Annotated in this window: 13 protein-coding genes; 2 read left to right on the forward strand and 11 right to left on the reverse strand. The window is 73.4% G+C overall.

Going from position 1 to position 21,216, the window contains the following annotated elements; genetic code table 11:
• Positions 1 to 322: 322 nt before the first annotated feature.
• Positions 323 to 958 (reverse strand): maleylpyruvate isomerase family mycothiol-dependent enzyme, encoded by a 636-nt coding sequence (locus FHS13_RS06735; protein WP_184289284.1) that lies wholly within the window; start codon positions 956 to 958, stop codon positions 323 to 325.
• A 246-nt stretch (positions 959 to 1,204) separates the two neighbouring features.
• Here FHS13_RS06735 and FHS13_RS06740 point away from each other — a divergent pair, with 246 nt between their 5' ends.
• Entirely contained in the window at positions 1,205 to 2,455 is a 1,251-nt protein-coding gene (locus FHS13_RS06740; RefSeq protein ID WP_184289287.1) for an FAD-binding protein, read from the forward strand.
• Positions 2,456 to 2,478: 23 nt separating this feature from the next.
• Here FHS13_RS06740 and FHS13_RS06745 read toward each other — a convergent pair whose 3' ends face one another.
• The 10 genes from FHS13_RS06745 to FHS13_RS06790 all read right to left on the reverse strand — a co-directional run bounded on the left by FHS13_RS06745 (position 2,479) and on the right by FHS13_RS06790 (position 19,600).
• Complete coding sequence (locus FHS13_RS06745; protein WP_184289290.1) at positions 2,479 to 3,372, reverse strand: polysaccharide lyase; 894 nt, start codon at positions 3,370 to 3,372, stop codon at positions 2,479 to 2,481.
• 190 nt (positions 3,373 to 3,562) lie between these two features.
• Complete coding sequence (locus FHS13_RS06750; RefSeq protein ID WP_343064930.1) at positions 3,563 to 4,807, reverse strand: TIGR02679 family protein; 1,245 nt, start codon at positions 4,805 to 4,807, stop codon at positions 3,563 to 3,565.
• Positions 4,804 to 8,940, reverse strand: a complete 4,137-nt coding sequence (locus FHS13_RS21310) for a TIGR02680 family protein (protein ID WP_184289296.1) — start codon at positions 8,938 to 8,940, stop codon at positions 4,804 to 4,806. The genes FHS13_RS06750 and FHS13_RS21310 overlap by 4 nt, the downstream gene beginning before the upstream one ends.
• On the reverse strand, positions 8,937 to 10,127 hold the full coding sequence (locus FHS13_RS06760; protein WP_343064931.1) for a TIGR02678 family protein: 1,191 nt from the start codon (positions 10,125 to 10,127) through the stop codon (positions 8,937 to 8,939). Before FHS13_RS06760 ends, FHS13_RS21310 begins: the two co-directional genes overlap by 4 nt.
• Before the next feature lie 2 nt (positions 10,128 to 10,129).
• Positions 10,130 to 11,761, reverse strand: coding sequence for a TIGR02677 family protein (locus tag FHS13_RS06765; RefSeq protein WP_246404784.1), 1,632 nt, complete (start codon positions 11,759 to 11,761; stop codon positions 10,130 to 10,132).
• A 180-nt stretch (positions 11,762 to 11,941) separates the two neighbouring features.
• Entirely contained in the window at positions 11,942 to 14,206 is a 2,265-nt protein-coding gene (locus tag FHS13_RS06770; protein WP_184289299.1) for a terpene synthase family protein, read from the reverse strand.
• Between the two features lie 87 nt (positions 14,207 to 14,293).
• Entirely contained in the window at positions 14,294 to 15,565 is a 1,272-nt protein-coding gene (gene ispH, locus FHS13_RS06775) for a 4-hydroxy-3-methylbut-2-enyl diphosphate reductase (RefSeq protein WP_184289302.1), read from the reverse strand.
• Positions 15,566 to 15,579: 14 nt separating this feature from the next.
• Positions 15,580 to 16,617 (reverse strand): family 2 encapsulin nanocompartment cargo protein polyprenyl transferase, encoded by a 1,038-nt coding sequence (locus tag FHS13_RS06780; RefSeq protein ID WP_184289311.1) that lies wholly within the window; start codon positions 16,615 to 16,617, stop codon positions 15,580 to 15,582.
• 8 nt (positions 16,618 to 16,625) lie between these two features.
• Positions 16,626 to 18,017, reverse strand: coding sequence for a family 2B encapsulin nanocompartment shell protein (locus FHS13_RS06785; protein WP_184289314.1), 1,392 nt, complete (start codon positions 18,015 to 18,017; stop codon positions 16,626 to 16,628).
• Between the two features lie 170 nt (positions 18,018 to 18,187).
• Entirely contained in the window at positions 18,188 to 19,600 is a 1,413-nt protein-coding gene (locus tag FHS13_RS06790; protein ID WP_425491147.1) for a family 2B encapsulin nanocompartment shell protein, read from the reverse strand.
• A 664-nt stretch (positions 19,601 to 20,264) separates the two neighbouring features.
• Here FHS13_RS06790 and FHS13_RS06795 point away from each other — a divergent pair.
• Positions 20,265 to 21,206, forward strand: a complete 942-nt coding sequence (locus FHS13_RS06795) for a VOC family protein (RefSeq protein ID WP_184289320.1) — start codon at positions 20,265 to 20,267, stop codon at positions 21,204 to 21,206.
• Positions 21,207 to 21,216 lie beyond the last annotated feature (10 nt).

Raw genomic sequence — 21,216 nt, forward strand, 5'->3', positions numbered from 1 at the left:
AGGAATGAGGAGTAACCGGGAGAGCAGGGCCTCGGAGTTCTCGCACTTCAGATCCCTGCGGCTCGATCCCAGGTGGTCCCGTGAAGCCCGAAGGTTCTGTCCGGGTCGATGGCAACCGCTCTGCCGAGCCTTCGTGTGCCTGTGAATACGAACCCCGACCTTTATGGCGTAGATTCACGTACTTTGTCCGCACAAGGGTCCCGTGGAAAGCCTGGGCCGGCAGGAGGCCTGCGGCCACGGCACCTCGTCCGCCCCCGGAGCCCGGACCGGCCGCCGCCCCTCCGCCGGCGCTTCCGAGGGCGGCGGCCCCGCGCTCCGGCACTCACCCGGCCACACGCTCACGCAGGATCTCCACGCCGTCGCCGGTGAGCTCGCCGAGGTAGGCGGGGCGGCCGGTCATCGCCATGACCAGCTCGAGCGTGCGTCCGGAGACGAGCGGTCCGGTGCCGGAGGCGAAGGGGCCGTCGACGGCCCGGAGCCTCAGGCCCCGGACCCGGCTTCCGGCGACGACGACCTGGTCCGAGCCCTGGTAGTAGGCCGCCACACGGGTCAGCACGTCGATCGGACGGTCACCCGCCATCCCCAGGGGCCCTCTGATGTCCTCCCCGTGCACGATCACCTCTCCCAGGAGGGCGGGCCCGGGCAGCGGCGGCGACGTCGTGCTCTCCACCACCGACCGGAAGCGCGCGAGGGTCTCGGCACCGGAGTCCCCCAGCTGCTCCGCCAGGCGCACGGCGACCTGGGCGTCGAAGTCGAACCGGCAGCGGACGACCCCGGCCAACCATTGGAAGCCGTTGAGGGTCGCCGACGAGGTCAGGTGCGCCAGCACCTCGCGCACCGTCAGGCCCTCGCACAGCGACGGCGTCGCCCACTGCTCCTCGGTCAGCCCCGACAGGTCGTCGGCCAGTACCGAACGTTCCCGGTGGATCAGCGGCCACAGCCGCGCGCGGCCGCTCACGGGCGGTCCCCGGGGCACGGGCAGAACACTGGTGGCATCATCGGACACTCCTCGGAGCACGCCTTCCCGACCTGGTCGGGCCGGACACCGGATTGTCGCCCCGGCCTACGACAATCGCGTGAGCGCTCCCGGGGTCCGCCGCCCCGCCCGAACCGGGCAGGGGGACCTCCGGCTATCCTCCGGGAGCCGCTCCCGTGGCGGCGCCCGGGAGACCGGGACCGTACGCCGCTCACCCCCGGAGGGCCCATGCCGCACACGAGACCCACGAACTGGGCGGGCAACGTCACCTTCGCCGGCACTCGGATCCACCGGCCCGGGAGCGTCGACGAGCTGCGCCGCATCGTCCGGGACAGCACGCGGGTCCGTGCTCTGGGCAGCGGCCATTCCTTCAGCACCGTCGCCGACTCCGACTCCGAGCTGGTGCGCCTGGACGGCCTCCCCTCGGAGGTCGAGGTCGACGCGCGCAAGCGCACCGCCACCGTCACCGCCGGCATGCGCTATGCCGAACTGCTTCCCGCGCTGCACGAGCAAGGGTTCGCCCTGGCCAACCTGGCGTCGCTGCCGCACATCTCGGTCGCCGGCTCCTGTGCGACCGGTACCCACGGGTCCGGGGACGGCCTGCGCTGCCTGTCCGCCGCGGTCCGCGCCGTGCAGCTCGTCTCCCCCGACGGCGACCTGTTCCGGCTGAGCCGCGAGGCCGACCCCGAGGTCTTCCCCGGCGCGGTGGTCGCGCTGGGCGCTCTCGGCGTCGTCACCCGCCTCACCCTGGAGATCGAGCCGGCGTTCGAGGTGTCCCAGCGGGTCCGGGTCGGGGTGCCCCTGGACGAGGTGGCCGACCACGTCGACGACGTGTTCGGCGCGGCCTACAGCGTCAGCCTGTTCACCGACTGGCGCGACGAGGGCACGGTGTGGCTCAAGCACCGCACCGACCGGCCGGAGGGCAGGTGGAGCGGAGGCCGGCCGGCGCGGCGGCCCGTGCACCCCGTCCCGGGAATGCCGCCGGAGGCCTGCACCGAGCAGGGGGGAGTCGTCGGCCCCTGGTACGCGCGCCTCCCCCACTTCCGCCCCGAGCTGGAACCGAGCGCGGGCGAGGAGCTGCAGTCCGAGTTCTACGTGCCCCGCGAGTCCGCGAGGGACGCCTTCACCGCCCTCCGCGGCATCGGACACCTGCTGGCCCCGGTGCTGCACGTTGCGGAGGTGCGGACGGTCCGCGCCGACGACCTGTGGCTGAGCCCCGCCCACGGCCGGGACTGCGTCACCTTCCACTTCACCTGGCTCAAGGAACCGGCGGCCGTGGCGCCGGTCCTGGCCGCCGTGGAGGAGCGCCTCCTGCCGCTGGGCGCCCGCCCGCACTGGGGCAAACTCACCTCGATGGCCCCGGCCGACGTCATCGGCGGGTACGGGCGCGCCGCGGACTTCGCGCGCCTGATGCGCGACCTCGACCCGGACGGGAAGTTCCGCAACGCCTTCACCGACGCCCTCTTCGGCCGCGGGTGACGGGGGCTCCGCGCCCCGGCCGCTCACAGGCAGTCGATGAGGCCGCACATGTCGGCGCGTGAGGCGGAGGCCTCCAGGTCGTCGTACCAGACGTAGCTGTCGCGGTCCGGGGCGAACCCCTCGCTGGAGCCGCCGAAGAAGGTCGAGAAGTAGGCCTTGTCCACCAGGTCGCCGTTGGACACGAAGCGCAGTCCGGTGACCAGCGCGGCGGGCTCGCCGTCGTAGAAGACCTCGATCTCCCCGTCGGGGTTGGCCCGGCCGTCGGTGACGGTGTTGATCCTGACCCGCTGGACGATGTTCACCCACTCGCCCAGGGGGTAGTGGACGTCGGCGCCGTCCACGCGCAGGAGTTCCTGGTCGCCGTACTTCCCCTCCTTGTCCATGTGGTAGTAGTACACGGCCGCCTGGCCGTCGCGGCGCCAGACCATGCGCGAGGTGAAGCCGTTCTCCCCGTCGCACACCTCTCCGCCCGAGCACGCCTCGCCCGCGGCCAGGCCGATCCCGAGCTTGCCGCCGAACGAGGTGGTCCCCCAGCTGAAGTCCTCGCTGAAGCGCGCCCAGTGGGACAGGTAGTACTCGCGCGCCGGGGTGAGCCGGAAGGGTGCCAGCACACCGGAGTCGCGCGCACCGAACTCGCCCTCGGGGTAGAACACGCGCAGCGACTGCCCGCCGCTGCGGGCGGGGACCGAGTCGTCGATGAGGGTGCGCTCGTCCAGGCCGAGCTCGCTGTCGGCGTGCCAGCCGTCCTCCTCCCATTCCGCCAGGGTGTAGGCGCTGCCCGGGGCCGGGCGGTCGAAGGTGTTGTACCGGTAGGTGGGCGAGCCGGGCGGGGGTACACCGTCCGCGGCTGCGGGCACCGGGGCCAGGGCGGTCACGGTCAGCAGCACCAGGGAGGCGCACAGGGCCTTGGGCGTCATGGGCGACCTTGCTTCCGTCGGAGCGGGACAGGGAAGGCGCGCCGGCGCGGCCCTTCGGAGCGGCCGTGCCGGAGCCGCAGCCATCTTTTCCCTGGTCGGCCCCGCAGCCGGTGAACGACACGGGCCGGTACCCGAAGCAGAGCCCACCGCCTCCGCCCCGATCGGCCGGGGCCGGCTGCGGGGACCGGCCTCACACCGGTCCGAGGTCGCCCAGCAGGTCGTCCAGGACCGTCTCCTCCTCGACGCGCATCCCGCACTCGGCCATCGCCTCCGCCAGGGCCGGGTCCCAGCCGGTCGGGGCCGCGGTGCCGCTGAGTGGACGGCTCCGAGCACCGAGGGAGGAACGGTAGTCGGCGGCGGTGAGCCGCCACGGCTCCCAGGGCACCTGCCGTGCCACCGCGTTGGCGATCCGCACCCCGCCCCAGTCGAAGTCGGTGTGGAGCCGCACCGCGGCTCCTCCGTCCGCCGCCTGGCGCAGCAGGGTCAGGGCGGCCGCGCTCGGTCCCCCCTGGAGGCAGACCAGCGGTGCGCACCGCGCACCCAGGCGGTCGGCGGCCTCCGCGACCACGACCGGGTTCTCGCAGACCGAGACCACCAGCCCCGGCCAGAGGGTGTGCCGGGGCTCGGAGACAAGCTGGCGCAGGGTGAGCACGGCCGGCTGCCCCTCCCCGGCCAGGGAGGTCAGGGCCCGGCCCGTCGCGGTTTCCGGGTTTCCGGGAAGGTTGAGGACCAGAACGGTGGAGGACAGTTCGTCCTTGAGCACTCCCACCGAGGCCCACACGCGCCGCCGCCAGGCCGCACCCTCGCCCTCGGCCTCGTCCCCCAGCAGGCGGGCGGCGCCCAGGACCAGGGTGGTCACCGACCTGTCGTCGTCCAAGGCGTGGGCGTCGCCCAGGACCCGGGCGGCCAGGTGGGACAGGGCCACTCCGCCGGCCGGAAGCGCGGCCACGACCCGGGCCGCCCCCTCCAGCAGGGGGCCCGCCTGTTCGGGCCCGCCGGCCATCCGCCGGACGCGCCCGTCCCTGCGTATGCCCGCGCACCAGGTCCGCAGGGCCGGTACGGAGGCGCACACCTGTTCCAGGGGTGCGAACGCGCGGTCCCAGGCGCGCTCCTCCCGTTCACGCTCCTCCTCGCGCGGCACCACGGGCCCCGAGAGCAGTTCCACCGCCGCGGCCAGCCCGTCGGGGCAGGCACCGCTGTCGCGCAGGAGGGCGTCGACCTGTTCCAGGCGCACACTCACGGTGGTGCCGCGCCCGGGCCGGCGGCCCAGGAGTGAGGCGAGGGCGGCGCGCTCCTCCTCCGTCGCGCCGCTGCGGGTCACGGTCCCGGTCAGCAGCCTGCCCTCGTGCAGTCGGCGGCGCGCCCGCTCCAGGAGCCAGGCCGTGGCGGGGGTGCCCAGCAGCCGGCGCAGCCGGGGCAGGTCGGGGCCGCTCACTCCCACAGGCCTTCCTGCCCGTTTCCTCCCCCGGCCCGGCTGCCGGAGGGTACCTCCTGCGGGCTCTGCGTCCCCGGCTCGTGCGGTTCGGGCGCGGGGAGGCGTTCGCGGCCGTTCCACTCCCAGCGCGTGACCAGGACCGCGGAGATCCCGTCCACCCTGGACAGCTGGGCGATGGACAGTCCGGGTACCTGCGGGTAGCACCCCCACTCGCGTTCGCTGGTCATCACCACGTCCAGGTCGAAGGCGTGCAGCAGCCCCAGGCACTTGGCGCGGGAGTCGTCGTCGACCCCCGCGAAGGCCTCGTCCAGCATGATCAGGCGCGGGGCGTGCGGATTGGTGGCGGTGGCGTAGTAGGAGGAGGCCGCCGAGAAGAGCGGGATCGACGCCGCCAGCACGCGCTCGCCGCCCGAGGCCGGACCGGTGGCGCTGTTCCACTGCCCGTGCTGCTTGCGCTGCACGGTGAACCGGTGCCAGGAGCGGTGGTCCAGGGCCCGGGTGAGGCGGTCGAACCACGGAGCGCCGGGGTCCTCCTCGCGCTCCCGCTCGATGAGGCGCTGCAGGAAGTCGCCGACGGCGGAGCGGTCGTCGGCCGACCAGGCGTCGGCGGTCTGGCGCAGCAGCCGGCTGCGTGCCCCGGCCACCCCCTCGGGGGCGTCGCGGCGCAGCTGCCACAGCAGGCGCAGCCGCATGCCGGTGCTGGTGGGGCGTTCCTCCAGTTCGGCGTTCATCCGCTCCACCTGGAGCTCGGCGGCGCCGATCAGGTTCTGCAGCGTACCGGCGACCTCGGTGAGCAGGTGGTTCTCCAGCACCTCGCGTTCGCGGGCCGAGAGCAGGGCGCGGCGGGCGGCCACCTCCTCCCCCAGGGCGGAGGCGAGCTCGGGCACGGACTGCTCCCTGCCCTGGAAGGTGACCCGGACGAGGACGACGCCCGCCTCGGGCCAGGACGCGGCGCCGTGCCCGTGCTGGGACAGCGCGTCCTGCAGGTTCTTGAACTGCACCGACAGGTTCTTCTGGAGCCGGTCCCAGACCTGGTCGGAGTCCTCGGTCTCCTCCAGGGCGCGGTCGACGGCGCGGGCCAGGCGCACGGCCGGGTCGGCCGCCCACTCCCGGCCCGGGTTGGGTATGTCCAGGTCGGGCAGGGCGATGCCGAGCACGCCGGTGCCGGCGAAGGCGCGCAGGGCCTCGACCGCCTCGGCGCGGGCGCCCACGGCCTCCTCGATGTCGGTGTCGAGCCTTTCGACCTGTCCGGCTGCCCGGCCCCGCCGGTCCAGGGCGTCGGTGCGCTCGTTCTCCAGCAGGCGTTCCTGGTCTCGGCACTTCTGGAGTTCCTCGGCCACCTGGGCGAGCATGCGGTTGAGCTCGGCCACCGCCGTGCCCACGGTCCGGCCGAGGGTGTCGTGGCGCTCGGCCGCCTCCTCGGCCTCCAGCCGCAGTTCCTCGGCCCGCTCGCCCAGGTCTGCGGCGAGCTGGGCGGCGCGCTCGGCCTCCTCCTGCCCGCTCTCCCGTACGCGGGAGGCGTCGAGGTGGGCCCGGGCCGCGGGCCACAGTCCCGCCAGCGCCACCCGGTAGGAGGAGAGCGCCTCCCGCCCGGCGGACAGTTCCTCCTCCGCGGTGGGCGTACCCAGTTCGGCCGCGGTGTCGGCGAGCTCGGCCCGCGCCTCGTCGAGCCGGGTGCGGGTCCGGCCCAGGTCTTCGGCACGCTCGTCCCTGCGGCGGGTGAGGTCGACGGCGGCCCGGACGGTGTCGGCGACCCGCGCGTGGGCGGCGCGCAGGGCGGTGTCGTCGGGCAGCGCGTCGAGCTCGGCGCGCAGCACGCGGCGGCGCCCGGCGAGGCGCTCCAGGCCGGCGCCGGCCTCGGCCAGTCGCGCTCCGACGGTGTCGAGTGTGCGGGCGATCTGGTCCAGACGGTCGCGGCGGGCCTGCTCCCGGGCGCCCTCGCCCAGGTGCCGGGCCTCCTCCTTGGTCCAGCTGCCGCGCAGGGCGCCGGTCCGGAAGCGGCCCTGGACGGTGACCCAGGTGGGCACGTCCTCGCGTTCGGCCGTGCCGATGGCGGCCAGGAGGGCGGCCACCCGGGCAGGGGCGACCGCGGCGGCGTCGGGGTCGTCGGGGTCGACGGCCGGATGCAGGAGCTGTCCCAGGTGCGGGCCCGGAACGGGGCTGTCGGCGAGGACCAGGGTGTCGTGTCCCTCGGCCGGGGTGAGGGTCCCTTCGGGGGCCACCCAGGCGTCCAGGAGTCCGGAGGCCTCCAGCGCCGCTTCGAGGCGGGCGCGTTCGGTGCCGGTGAGGTGTTCGGCGAAGTCGACGAGCTTCCACAGGGGTGCGCCCGGGCGGCCCTGCTCGCGCGGAGCGGTGCGGGTGTGCGGAACCGGCGGGGGCGCGGGGCGGCCGTCCCGGAGCTGTGCGCGCTCCTCCTCCAGTTCCCCGCGCCGGAGGTGCAGGGTGTCGCGTTCCATGCCGAGCTCGGCCTCGCGGGCGGCCAGCTCCGTCTCGACCTGCTGGGCGTGCTGCCGGGCCCCCCGGCGGGCGGGGTCGGGGCCGTCCAGGACGGTGGTCCAGTCCGTGACCTGGTCGAGCAGGCCGGGCAGGTCCTCGGGGCACAGCTCGGTGCAGGAGGAGAGGTGGTCGCGCACGGCGGCGACGTGGTCGCGCGCGGCCGCTTCCAGCTCCTGTTCGGCCCGGGCGCGGGCCCGGTCCAGGTCGGCGAGTTCGGCCTCGGTGTCCTCCAGGCGGGTGAGGGCGCGCTGGTGGTGGTCCCGGGCCTCGTCCGCGGCGCGCAGCAGTGCGGTGGTGTGGTCCAGGGCCCGGAGCCGGCGCCGGACCAGGTCCTCGGCGTCGCGCTGGACGGGGTCGGCGTGTTCGGGAAGGGCCCGGTCGACCGTGTCGCGGTGCTGCGCGCCCAGGCCCGCGTCCCGGGCCGCGAGCAGGGCGTGCTCCCGGGCCTGTTCCAGGTCCGACTCCGCCCGCTCGGCGTCCCGGGACACCTGCTCGAGCCGCCGGCGGGCGCGGTCCGCGTCATCGCGGGCGCGTGCGGCGTCCGCCGTCGCCTGGTCGGCGCGCTGGGCGCTCTGGCGCGCCTCCTCGCCTGCGCGGTCCAGGTCGCGGGCGCTGTCCATCTCGGGGCTGCGGCGCAGGGACTGGTCCTGGCCGCGCAGGCGGGCGGCGCGGGAGGCCAGCTCCCCCGATCGGGCCGCGATCCGGTCCAGTTCGGCCTGGGCTTCGTCCCGGGCGGCGAGCGCGGCGGTGCGCTCGGCGGTGAGGCGCTCGTAGCGGGAGTGCTCGCGGCGGGGCGGGCGGGCCGCACGGCGGGCGGCCACGCGCGCGTAGTGGCGGTAGTGGCCCAGGAAGGCGGAGGAGGCGCGCTCGGCGTCGGCCATCGCCTGCAGCTCCTCCTCGTCGTCCTCCAGTTCCCGGTAGGCCTCGGCGACGTCGGCGACGACCGCCGGGTCCATCGGAGGCAGGGCCTCGGTGAGCGCCTTGGAGAGCGCGGCCTCGCTGGGGCGCTTGGACAGCTGGGGCTGGCGCAGCTGGATGAGCAGGTCCACCAGGGACCCGTAGCGCTCCTCTCCCAGTCCGAAGAGGGCCTCGTCGACGGCCCTGCGGTAGTCCCCGGCCTGGTCGTAGACCATGCCGTGGCCTTCGACCGCCTCCACGAGCCGGTCCCGGGACAGGGCGGTGCGGGTGGCGTCGAGCAGGCTGAGCCGGTCGGCCCCGGCACCGATGCGCTGGGGGGTGGAGAAGTACCAGCGGCGGGCGATCCCGCGCCCGGCGACGGCCTTGAGTCCGCAGCCCAGGGTGCGGTACTCGGCGGTTCCGTCGGCCGCGCGGCGGCCGAACTCGACCCAGGCGTAGCCGAGCCGTTCGTCGTGCGGGTAATCGCCGCCCAGGAGCAGGTTCCACTCCATGCGCTTGTTGGGGTCGCCGTCGGGTTCGACCCGGTGGGCGGACAGCTCCCCGTCCAGCAGGAACGGCAGGGTCAGGGCGAGCACCTTGGACTTGCCGGTCCCGTTGTTGCCGCGCAGCAGCAGCCGTCCGTCGCGGAAGTGGAACTGCTCGTCCTCGTAGTAGAACAGGTCGACGACGCCCAGGCGCAGGGGCTGCCAGCGTTCCCGTTCGGGCTCGGGCGCGTTCACGGGTTCTCTCCCTCGGGTGTGATCACGTGGGGTCGGGCGACGGCGTAGCGGGCCAGGGCCGGGCGCGGTGCGACGGCGGGACGGCCCTCGACCAGGGTCGTCCCGACCAGGCCCAGGGCGCGCAGGCGCTCGACGGCGGTGGCCACCAGCGCGGGTTCGCTGCCCGGTGCCCGGGCCGACTTGGACCAGTAGGAGGAGTGCTCCTCGGCCAGTTCCCGCACCTTGGCGCCGAGTTCGTCCAGGGTCAGGGGGCGGCCCGCCGCCGCCAGGTGTTCGGCCAGCAGCAGGGTGGCGTGCCCGGAGGTCCCCTGTTCGGGCATGCGCAGGTCGGTGAGGTCGTCGTCGGGGTCGACCATGGCGATGCCCTCGGCCCTGACCTCGGCGACCAGTCCGGTGAGTTCGCTGATTCTGCGAGTGATGGCCCCGCGCTGGCTGAGGAGGTAGGCGCGCTCCTCCTCGGTGAGGGTGTCGAAGTACAGCACGGGGTCGTCGAGCAGTCGGCGGGTGAGCCGGTGGCGGACGGCGGTGTTGCGCAGGTCGTCGCTGTCCATCTGGTGGGCGACGCCGTCCTCGGCCAGCGCGTGCAGCCGGTCGCGGTGCCCGGTGAGGTCGATGGTGGAGGGGCCGCGCGCGCCTGCCGGCATTCCGGTCAGCACGCGCCGGTCCACGTCGTAGAGAGCGTCTCCCCGGTCTCCGACGAAGGCGCTCTCGTCCCCGGCCACGCGGGAGAGCACGCCGATGTCGACCAGGGTCCGCACCACCGCCACCAGGTCCATGCGCTGGTCGCGCGTGGACAGGGTGAACTCCAGGTCGGCGAACTCGGGGGCGGATGCCTCGAGGACGATCTGCTCGGCCAGGCGGCCCAGGGCCGTCTGGGCCTCGGCCCGCTCCAGGACGGCCAGGGACAGGCAGAGCAGCACGTAGCGGCGCCGGTCGAAGGCGAGCCGGCCCCGCCCCGCCTCCCGGGCGGGATGGGTGGGGTCCTCGGGGTCACCGGGGACCTTGCGCAGCCGCACCGTCTCGGCGTCCACGTGCAGCCGCCAGCCGGTGTTGCGGTCGAACCACCGGCGCAGTTCGGGGGCGTGCTCACGTACCAGCCGGAACTCCCGGGGATGGGCGGACGCGCGCAGCAGCGGCCGCCGGAGCAGGGTGCGTGCCGCGCGGTGCAGGGTCTCCGGGGTGCTCACCCTCAGGCGCTCCCCTCGGTCAGGTCGACGATGCGTACCAGGTGGTCGGGGCCGTGGAAGGTTCCGCCGGGGGTGCGCACGGTGGCGGTGCGGCCGTCGGGCAGGGCGCTCAGGTGGATCTCCATGGTGCCGTCGTTGCTGGTGGCGCTGGTGTCGGTGGTGTCGGGGCCCCAGCGGGACAGGGCGTCGCCGAGCAGCTGGAGGAACAGTCCGAAGGCGACCGGGTCGAGCTCGTCCAGGTCGGACAGGCGCACCTGGCCGCGGGTGGCCAGCCGTGCGCGGGCGGCGGCGGTCTCCTGGGCCTGCTTGCGGGCGAGCTCGGCCAGGTAGCGGCGTTCGGCGCTGCGGTCGACGACCTTGCGGGCGCGGCCGCGCCGCTCGTAGCTGCCGGTGCGGCGCAGGCGGGGGCTGATGGTGATCGGCTCGACCTCGGCCCAGGGGGTGGTGGGGGCGACCGGGTCCCGTTCGCGCCGCTCCGCCGTGGCCGGGTCGACGGTCAGGTGGCGGGAGGGGTGCAGGGCGAAGGCCGTGCGCCACAGCTGGTGGCGGGCGTCGTCGTCGGGGGCCTCGGCGAACCAGCGGGCCAGGGTGCGGAAGTCCGCCGAGCGGTCGGAGCGCCCGGTGCGGCGCTCGTTGATGACCGCGACCACCCGCAGGAGCTGGGGGATGGCGCCCCGGGCGCTGACACGCAGCCGCTGGGACTGGGCCGGGGAGCCGGGGGCGGACAGGAACCAGGAGCGCAGCCCCTCCCACCGGCGCCGCCAGCGCTCCAGGGCGCGGTCGAACTCCGCGGTGTCGGCGGCCGCGGTGCCGCGGTTCTCCTTCTGGCCGGGGGCGGCGTCGGAGGCCTCGCGTGCGGCGGCCACGCGCAGCAGGTCCTCGACCGGCCCGGGCCGGGTGCCGTCCCCGTCGAGTTCGGTGAGCAGGAGGGCGATCTCGCCGCCCCGGGTGATGAGGTCGCCGATGAACCGCTCCAGGTAGGAGATGAGGCGGTCCTTGTAGGCGAGGAAGGCCTCGACGTCGGCGTCGTGCAGGTCGATGGTGCGCTGCAGGGACCCCATGAAGGCGCGGGCGTTGTCGGCCAGGTCGGTGAAGCGTTCCACGAGGCCGAGCAGGGTCAGGTGGACGACCGCCTCGTCGGGCGGCTCCTGGGCGGTCAGTTCCAGCAGCGCGCGCAGCTGGGTGGCGATGTCGGCCAGCGCCACGGTCTGGAGCGACCCCTTCCTGCCCAGGGCCTCGTCGTAGGCGGCCAGCGCGCGCTCGGCGGCCTCGCCCTCCCGGGTGAGCTGGTAGATGTGGCGGCGCCGGTAGAAGTCCTCCACCGCGGTGACGCGCTCGGTGTCGGGGTCCTGGCGCAGGTTGCCCCAGCCGTAGAGCTTCTCGAGCGCTTGGGCGACGGGTTCGGCGGAAGCGGGCCGGACCTCCTCGGGGAGCCCGGTGTGGACCTCCTCGGGGCGGAGGTGCACGCGGAACTGCTCCTTGGCCTTGACGAACACCCCCATCACCGCGCGGTAGAGCTCGCTGTGGGGTGCGGTGAGGTGGGTGAAGACCGCGTAGGAGCCGTCGCGGTCCTCGGGAGGGCGGGAGGGGGCGGACGTCCCCGGCGAGGGTCCGGGGTCCATGTCAGAACTCATCCCTCCCAGTATCGGCTTCGCCGGCACCGGGCGCTGTACATTCGGAAGATTCTTCGCTCCACGGTCTCTGCCCCGGTGATCCTGCTCCCGCGGGTGACCCCCGGCGCCGGCCCCGCCCCCTGGGGGCAAGATCATCGGGGAGCGGGGCCGCGCAGCCCGGCCGCGGCCGGGCCCGGCGGGTCACCGCGTGGCCAGGCTCCGCGCGGCGGCGGCGAGTCGGGCGGCGGAGGTGCCCAGGCCCGAGGGGCTCCACGCGTGGTTGGCGGGAACGCCCTCGCGGGGGTCCACCGGGGCGCGCAGGCGGTGCTGCTCCTCCTCGGTGTAGCGGACGCACTTGCGGTGCCATTCGAGGATCCCCGACATCCACTCCTTCATGCCCTCGGCGTCGCGGAGCAGGGCCTGGCGGGCCGGCTCGTCCAGGCCGAAGTCGTCGAGGAGCTCCGGCAGCTCCCGGGCGAGGATGTGCTCGAACTGCTCCATGCGGGCGCGCATCAGGTCGGCCACGACGTCGCGGGCCGCGAAGCGGTCGAGGCCGAGGAAGTTCTCCACGACCAGGACGAGGTTGTGGACCTCCCCCTCGAACTCGATCTCCTTCTGGTAGGAGAACAGGTCGTTGGTGAAGCAGGCGTAGTCCTGGGCCGCGGTCTCCAGCTCCCGCATGGTCCGCGTCTCGAAGACCTCCGAAGGCACGTCGGCGAAGCGGGTCAGCTTGGCCAGGCTCCGCGTCATGTCGGAGCCGAAGGTCATGCGGCGCATCTCCATGTAGTCGACCGGGTCGGGCACCCGGTGGTGGGCCTGGTTGTCGAGCTCCCAGAGCCAGCTGGTGGTCATGTCCTCCACCGCCTTGCGGAACTCGGCCCGGGCCGCCGGGGCCATGGGCCCCGCCGTGCGGCGCCACAGGTCGGCCAGACCGCGTTCGAGCGGGTTGGACGGCTCGGGGGTGGCGCCGGCGTCGAGCGGCATGAAGGCCGGGAAGCGCTCGTTGCAGAGCTTGGCCGCCGCCGTGCTGCGCGTGCTCCCGAACACCAGGGGGAAGAAGTCGTCCCCGTAGGTGCCCCAGGCCAGCCAGTCCGCGGAGACGCACAGCTGCTCGTAGTCGGCGTCGGCGTGGATCATGGCGGCGCAGTGGGCCAGGTCCAGGCCGATGAACTGGCGCTCGTCCCACACCCCGCCCATTTCCGTCCCGGGCAGCGAGTCGAAGAAGCCCATGCGCCGCGCCCAGTCCACCGCGTACGTGCGGACCGCGTCGATGTGCGGGTTGGTGCGGACGGGGAACGGCATGTACAGCTCGGGCAGCCGCAGGGGGCCGACGGGCCGGAACACCGGCTGCAGGTGCTGCCGTGCGCGCCGCACCACCCCCGGGGTGAGGGCGGAGGAGGCCGGGCGTACGGCGGAGGTTCCCAACCCCGTGGGTCCGGCCAGTCCTCCGGCCGGATGGGTGGCCACCCCCTGGTTCATGTACCGGTTGGAGCGTGCGTGCCACTCGTGCCCGCCCGCCTGCCAGTCCTGCAGGCCCCTGACGTAGGCGGCCACCGCGGTCTGCTCGTGCGGGGCCGCCGCGTGGTCGGCCAGCAGCTCGGGCACCTCGATCAGCGCCGTGTCCTCGAACTGCACCAGTCGCGAGGTGAGCAGGTCGTTGACGAGCTCGGCCGCCTCCTGCGTCGGGATGTCGAAGAACCGCTCGAAGACGAGCACCGCGTTGGAGTTCTCCCCTTCCTCCCGGACCTCGCGCTGGTAGGAGAACAGGTCGTTGCGCAGGTGCACGGCGTCGGAGAAGGTGTCGGACAGGACCCTCAGCGGCCGCGTCCCGGCCAGGGCGGCGGGCAGCTCCGCCCCCACCGCGACCTCGACCAGGTTGGCCGACCACGGTGCGCCGCCGACCCGGCGCCTCATCTGGATGTACTCGATCGGGTTGGCCACCCGGTCGCGTTCGATGTTGTCCAGCTCCCACATGGACTCGACCATGAGGTTGTGGGTGCTGGTGGTGAAGCGCCGCCGCCAGTCGGCCGACATCGACGGCACGGTGCGCCGCCACAGGTCGGCCAGGCCCGCCTCGGCCGGGTTCTCCGGCTGCCGGGGCTGCCCGCCGCCCTCGGTCATGAACTCCTCGAGGCGGTCGAGGAAGGACCGGGCGCCGCGGAAGTCGCGGGAGTACTTGTACTGCTCCAGGAAGTGGTCGTCGAAGAAGAACACCCACACGTACCAGTCGGTGACGAGGTCGAGGGTGGGGCCGTCGCAGTCGGGATGGGTGTAGGCGCACATCAGCGCGTAGTCCATCCCGGCCAGGGTGGCCTCGTCCCACACGAGCCCTCCTCCGGGGGTGGGGGTGTCGAGCATGCCCATCCGGCGGGCCCAGGCCGTGCTGTGCTCGCGGGTGCGCTCCAGGTGCGGGTTGATCCTGGCCGGGTGCGGCAGGTAGAAGTGGGGCAGTTCGAACGCTTGCATGGGAGAGCCTGTTCTGGTCGACCGGGGCGGAGGGTGTCCGTACGGCCCCGGCGGCGTCCGATCACGCGCCGGGGCCCGCGTGCGGGGTCAGGGGCTGCGGACCTGCAGCGGCAGGGTGAAGGTCACCGTCTCGCGGACGGTCCCGTGCTCGGAGACGGTCACCGGCCCCAGCCCTGCCAGCGCGTCGACGGTCTCCTCCACGAGGTGGTGGGGGGCGGAGGCTCCGGCGGTGAGTCCGATCGCGGACACCCCGTGGAGCCATGCGGGCCGGATGTCGCGCGCGTCGTCGACGAGGTGGGCGCGTGCTCCGCGGCGGCGGGCGAGCTCCACCAGGCGCAGGGAGTTGGAGGAGTTGTCCGAGCCCACGACCAGGACGAGGTCGGCCCTGCCCGCGACCCGCACCAGGGTGTCCTGGCGGTTGGTGGTCGCGTAGCAGATGTCGTCGGACCCGGGCCCGCGCAGCGAGGGGAAGCGGGCCCTGAGAGCCTCGACCACCTCGGCGGCCTCGTCCGCGGCCAGTGTGGTCTGGGTGAGGTAGGAGACCCGTTCGGGGTCCTCGACCCGCAGCCGCGCCGCCTCCTCGGGCGTCTGCACCAGGACGGTGCGGCCGGGGGCCTCCCCCAGCGTGCCCTCGACCTCCTCGTGCCCGGCGTGTCCGACGAGCACGACGGTGTCGCCGCGCGCGGCGAACCGGCGGGCCTCGCTGTGGACCTTGGTGACCAGGGGGCAGGTCGCGTCGATCACGTCGAGGCCGCGGCGCCCGGCCTCCTCGCGTACGGCCGGGGAGACCCCGTGCGCGGAGAACACGACCGTGGCGCCGTCGGGGACGGCGTCGAGCTCGTCGACGAACACCGCTCCCCGCTGTTCGAGGTCGGCCACCACGTGCCGGTTGTGCACGATCTGCTTGCGCACGTGGACCGGGGCGCCCCGCTGCTCCAGGGCACGTTCGACGATCTCGACGGCCCGCTCCACCCCGGCGCAGAACGACCGCGGTGTGGCGAGCAGCAGTTCCCGGGGCCGTCCGCACACCGCGGACCAGGCCTCGACGGCTGCCCGGGCGGCGTCGGATCCGCGCTCGTCGCACGCGGCCGCCCCGAACGCGGCCGCTCCTGCGTCCGCGCCCAGGAGAACGGCCGGACCGGTGCCCGAGCCCTCCGGGGCACCGGACAGGGGTCCGATCCGCAGGGGGCCGCGCACCGTGCGCCCGCCGCGCCTGCGCACCTCGCCCTCGACGAGGACCGCGGCGGGGCAGGTCAGGGCCGTCCCGTCCGCGCGCAGCAGCGTGTCGGCCACCAGCACGGTTCCGGGGTCCAGGGGGCCGGTGGTGTGCGCGGCGTGGACCGAGGGTGCGGTCGACATGGGAACCTCCCGGGTCAGTGGGTGCGGCGGACGGCGAACCGGGCGAGGGCGGCGAGCTCCTCGGCCGGTCCGGGAACGGGGTCGGCGGCGTGGAGCGCCTCCAGTGCCCTGGCCAGCAGCGCCTCGGCCTGCTCCTGGCTCCACCGGCGCCCTCCGGCGGCCTCGATCAGTTCCGCGGCGCGGGCGGTCTCGGGCTCGGAGAGCTCCCCGTCGCGGAGGTAGAGGCCGGCCAGTTCCCGCCCTTCGGGGGTACCGGAGTTCAGTGCGGCCACCACCGGCAGGGACTTCTTGCGGCTGCGCAGGTCGGAGCGGACCGGTTTTCCGGTGGTGTCGGGCCGTCCCCAGATCCCCAGGAGGTCGTCGACGTGCTGGAACGCCGTTCCGAAGCACCTGCCGAACTCGCCCAGCCGCTCCGCACGGACGCCCCCGCCGCCGAGCACGGCGCCGAGGGCGCAGGCGCAGCCGAGCAGCGCGCTGGTCTTGCCCTCGGCCATGCGCACGCACTCCTCCAGGCCGACGTCTTCCCGGCGCTCGAAGTCGATGTCGGCCCATTGCCCGTTGATGAGGGTGAGCACCGCGGCGCTGAGCATCCGCAGGCCGTCCTGGGCCGCGGCGTTGCCGCTCGCGGCGAGCACGTCCAGTGCCAGTGTGAGCAGGGCGTTGCCGGTGAGGATGGCCGCGTCGGACCCGAAGACGGTCCAGGCGGTGGGCCGGTGGCGGCGCGTGGTGTCGCCGTCCATGACGTCGTCGTGCAGGAGGGAGAAGTTGTGCACCAGTTCCACGGCCACCGCCCCCGGCAGGGCCACGGCGGGCTCCGCGCCCACGGCCTCGGCGGCCAGCAGGGCCAGCACGGGGCGGACCGCCTTGCCGGAGTCGGCGCCGGCGGGGGCGCCGTTCTCGTCGCTCCAGCCGAAGTGGTAGGCGGCGACGGAGCGCACCGCGGGCGGCAGCTCGTCGACGGCGGCGCGCAGGGCGGGCTCGAAGAGAGCGCGGTTGCGGGCCAGGACCGCCTCCGGCCCGCGGCCCCGCGTGGTGTCCTCGGTGATGGACATGTGTCTCCTCAGCGCGTGATGTCGACGTTCTCCAGGACCCCCAGTGCGTCGGGCACCAGGACGGCCGCGGAGTAGTAGGTGGTGACGAGGTAGGAGGTGACGGCCTGCGCGCTGATGCCCATGAAGCGGACGTTCAGCCCGGGCTCGTACTCGTCGGGGATGCCGGTCTGGTGCAGGCCGACGACGCCGTGGGCCTTCTCGCCGGTGCGCAGGGCGAGGACGGAGGTGGTGCGCGTCCTGGTGACGGGGATCTTGTCGCAGGGCAGGAGGGGAACGCCCCGCCAGGCGGGCATCGTGCGCCCCTCGACCTCCACGGCTTCGGGGTGGAGGCCGCGGCGGTTGCACTCCCGTCCGAAGGCGGCGATGGCCTGGGGGTGTGCCAGGAAGAACTGCGTCCTGCGCCGGCGTGAGAGGAGTTCGTCGAGGTCGTCGGGGGTGGGCGGGCCGGTGCGGGGCTGGATGCGCTGCTCGAAGGAGGCGTTGTGGAGCAGCCCGAAGTCGCGGTTGTTGATCATCTCGTGCTCCTGGCGCTCGCGCAGGGCCTCGATGGTCAACCGGAGCTGCTGCTCCACCTGGTTCATCGGCTCGTTGTACAGGTCGGCCACCCGGGTGTGCACCCGCAGCACCGTCTGCGCCACGCTCAGCTCGTACTCGCGCGGCTCACGCTCGTAGTCCACGAACGTCCCCGGCAGAACCGGCTCCCCGGAGTGCCCCGAGGCCAGATCGATCGCCGCCTCGCCGTGCTTGTTGTGGGGGCCGGGGGCGGCGGGCCGGTCGCGCACATGGGCCCGCAGCACCTCGGAGCCGTCGACCGCCCGTTCGGCCGCCTCGCGCGGAAGGACCATGACGGTGCACGGGGTGAGGGTGCGGACCGTGTGCTCCCAGTTCCCGTGGTCGTGTGCGAGGACCTCCGCGCCGAAGAACCCCCCGTCGGCCAGGACGTCGAGGACGATGTCGTCGCCGTACTTGCCCTGCCCGTGCCGCTCCACCCTGCCGTGCGCCAGGATGTACACCCCGTCCCGGGGACGCCCGGCCTCCACCACCACCTCACCCGGACCGAGCTCACGCTGCTCGAACCTGTCCGCCAACGCCTCCAGCACCGCATCGTCACCGAACTCCCGCAACACCGGAAGCTCCCGCAACTCCGCCGGCACCACACTCACCCGAGCACCGGTATTCACACACGTCACACGACCATCACCCACCGTGTACACCAGGCGGCGGTTCACCCGATACGCACCACCCCGCGCCTGCACCCACGGCAACATCCGCAACAACCACCGCGACGTGATCCCCTGCATCTGAGGAGACGACTTCGTCGTCGTCGCCAGATTCCGCGCCGCCGACGTCCCCAGGCTGAGCGGCGGGGGCCCGGGGCTCCCGGTGTCGGTCACTGTCATGGCACGAGCCACCAATCCTGCTGTGTGCTGTCGGTCGAAGGAGCCGCCCGTGGGGCGGGACGTGTTCCGCGGACACCGGGCCTTTCACGGGGGTGGACGGCCGTCCGCGGAACCGTCCCGGGACGGCCCGAGCGGCGGAGACCGGTCCGGTTCCGCCGCGGGAGGTCCGCTCAGCCCTCCCGGCCGAGCTCGACGTCCTCCAGGATCCCCAGTGCGTCGGGCACCAGGACGGCCGCGGAGTAGTAGGTGCTGACGAGGTAGGAGATGATCGCCTGCTCGTTGATGCCCATGAACCGCACGGAGAGGCCGGGCTCGTACTCGTCGGGGATGCCGGTCTGGTGCAGGCCGATGACGCCCCGGTTCTTCTCGCCGGTGCGCATGAGCAGGATCGAACTCGTGCGGGCCTTGCTGACGGGGATCTTGTTGCAGGGCAGGAGGGGGACGCCCCGCCAGGAGGGGACCTTGTGTCCGGACATGTCGATGCTCTGCGGGTAGATGCCGCGGCGGCTGCACTCCCGCCCGAAGGCGGCGATGGTGCGCGGGTGGGCCAGCAGGAAGCTCGGTTCCTTCCACACCGTGGCCAGGAGCTGGTCGAGGTCGTCGGGGGTGGGCGGGCCGGTGCGGGGCTGGATGCGCTGCTCGAAGGAGGCGTTGTGGAGCAGCCCGAAGTCGCGGTTGTTGATCATCTCGTGCTCCTGGCGCTCGCGCAGGGCCTCGATGGTCAACCGGAGCTGCTGCTCCACCTGGTTCATCGGCTCGTTGTACAGGTCGGCCACCCGGGTGTGCACCCGCAGCACCGTCTGCGCCACGCTCAGCTCGTACTCGCGCGGCTCACGCTCGTAGTCCACGAACGTCCCGGGGATCGTGGGCTCCCCCACGTGCCCCGAGGCCAGATCGATCGCCGCCTCGCCGGTGCCCTCCTCCGCGTCCTGGACCCGGTCGCGCACGCTGCGGGCGTGTTCGCGCAGGGCGTCCGCCTGGCCGTTCAGTCCGCCCAGTGCCTGGGCGGAGAGCACGAGGACCGTGCAGCTGGTGACGGTCCTGGCGGTGAAGTCCCAGGGTTCCTCGGAGCCGGCCAGAACCTCGTCGCCGAAGTAGCTGCCGCCCGCGAGGACGTCGAGGACGATGTCGTCGCCGTACTTGCCCTGCCCGTGCCGCTCCACCCTGCCGTGCGCCAGGATGTACACCCCGTCCCGGGGACGCCCGGCCTCCACCACCACCTCACCCGGACCGAACTCACGCTGCTCGAACCTGTCCGCCAACGCCTCCAGCACCGCATCGTCACCGAACTCCCGCAACACCGGAAGCTCCCGCAACTCCGCCGGCACCACACTCACCCGAGCACCGGTATTCACACACGTCACACGACCATCACCCACCGTGTACACCAGGCGGCGGTTCACCCGATACGCACCACCCCGCGCCTGCACCCACGGCAACATCCGCAACAACCACCGCGACGTGATCCCCTGCATCTGAGGAGACGACTTCGTCGTCGTCGCCAGATTCCGCGCCGCCGACGTCCCCAGGCTCATCTGCTGCCCATTCTGGGACGCCGGGTTCGACTCGACCGTTTCCGTCACCGAAAACACCACCGTTTTCCGAACGCAGCCAATACACATCCATACGGGCACACAAGGAGCGACGGCCCTTCGGCGGCCCCGGTCTCCGGCCCGCACCAAAGAGACCACAGGCGCAGGAGAGCTCGCAACGAAAACGGATTTTTTCTGAAAATGGCGTGGCACGCCGCATTCTTGCAGGCCTACCCGACCAGAGCCTCTCCACACCAACAAAAAGATGAACCGGACACAGCAATCACAGTCCGCCATTTCCCTCAAAAATGACAGAACCATGCCCGCGAGGACAAAAATCATCGAGCGCGCCCACGAAATGCAATGCAATGCCCGAAGAGATCCTTTTCCCTTGCCTCTCGCGACGGAACCGGATCTTTCCCCTTGCGGACATCCCCGAAAGCCCGAAAGAGGCAGCCCCGCCCACCGGCGCCCCTGCGGCCGGACGTCCAGCCGGGGCGGGTCGGCTGGGTCGGCAGGTCGGCCGAGCGGCGGGGCGGCCGCCGGCGGCATCCGGCCGGGCCCTCCCCGGTCGGCCGCCGGTGGCCGACCGCGGTGACCCACCTTATTTATTTGACGGGGAAGAAACTTCCCAGAAGGATTGTTGTTGCGGGCAGGGGGCCATCCGCCCCGCGGGCCAGGAGGCCCCGAACCGACGCGACACAGGGAGACCGCCATGACCGATTCCGTGAAGCAGGCACCGCATGCCCCGTCCGTGGACGAGCGGACCCTGAACGGCGACACGGGCATGGACGCCGTGACCCTGCACGTGGGCGACCTGGAGTCGATGTCCTCGTACTACGCGAACGCCCTCGCCATGGAGCCCCTCGAGGAGCGGGCGCACGGCCGCCAGGTGTACCGCGTGCTCGGCCGCGGCAGAACCCCGATGGTCCGCCTGGTCTCCACCCCGGGGCTGCCGGCCGTCGACCCGCGCCAGGCCGGGCTGTTCCACACCGCGTTCCTGTTCGACGACCCCGCCTCGCTCGCCGCGACCGTCTACCGCGCGGCGCAGGAGCCGCGCAGCCGCTTCGTGGGGTCCTCCGACCACCTGGTCAGCGAGGCCTTCTACTTCACCGACCCCGAGGGCAACGGCATCGAGCTCTACACCGACCGGGACCGGTCGGACTGGAGCTACGACCAGGGGCGGCTGCAGATGGACACGCTGTACCTCGACCCCAACGAGTACCTGCGCACCCACCTCGACGAGAGCGTGGTCGCCGAGGGGCCGAACCGCGCGGGCAAGGTCGGGCACGTCCACCTCCAGGTCGGTGACATCGAGACCGCACGGGCCTTCTACGTCGACGCGATCGGGTTCGAGACCACCGTCGACACCTACCCCGGTGCGCTGTTCGCCGCGGCGGGCGGCTACCACCACCACGTCGCGATGAACACCTGGAAGAGCGCGGGTGCGGGTCCGCGCGCCGCGAGCCTGGGGCTCGGCGACGTGGCGATCACCGTCCCGGAGCGGCAGGACCTCGACGCACTCGTCACACGCCTGAAGGCGCGCGGACTGGAGCACGCCGACACCGGCAGGTCGGTGGTGCTCCGCGACCCGTGGGGCACGCAGGTGACGGTCGCCCTTCCGGGCACCGGCACCGAGGAGCTCCTGGAGCGCTGACCGCCTGCCC

The sequence above is a fragment of the Nocardiopsis algeriensis genome (genome assembly GCF_014203695.1).
Lineage (GTDB): Bacteria > Actinomycetota > Actinomycetes > Streptosporangiales > Streptosporangiaceae > Nocardiopsis > Nocardiopsis algeriensis.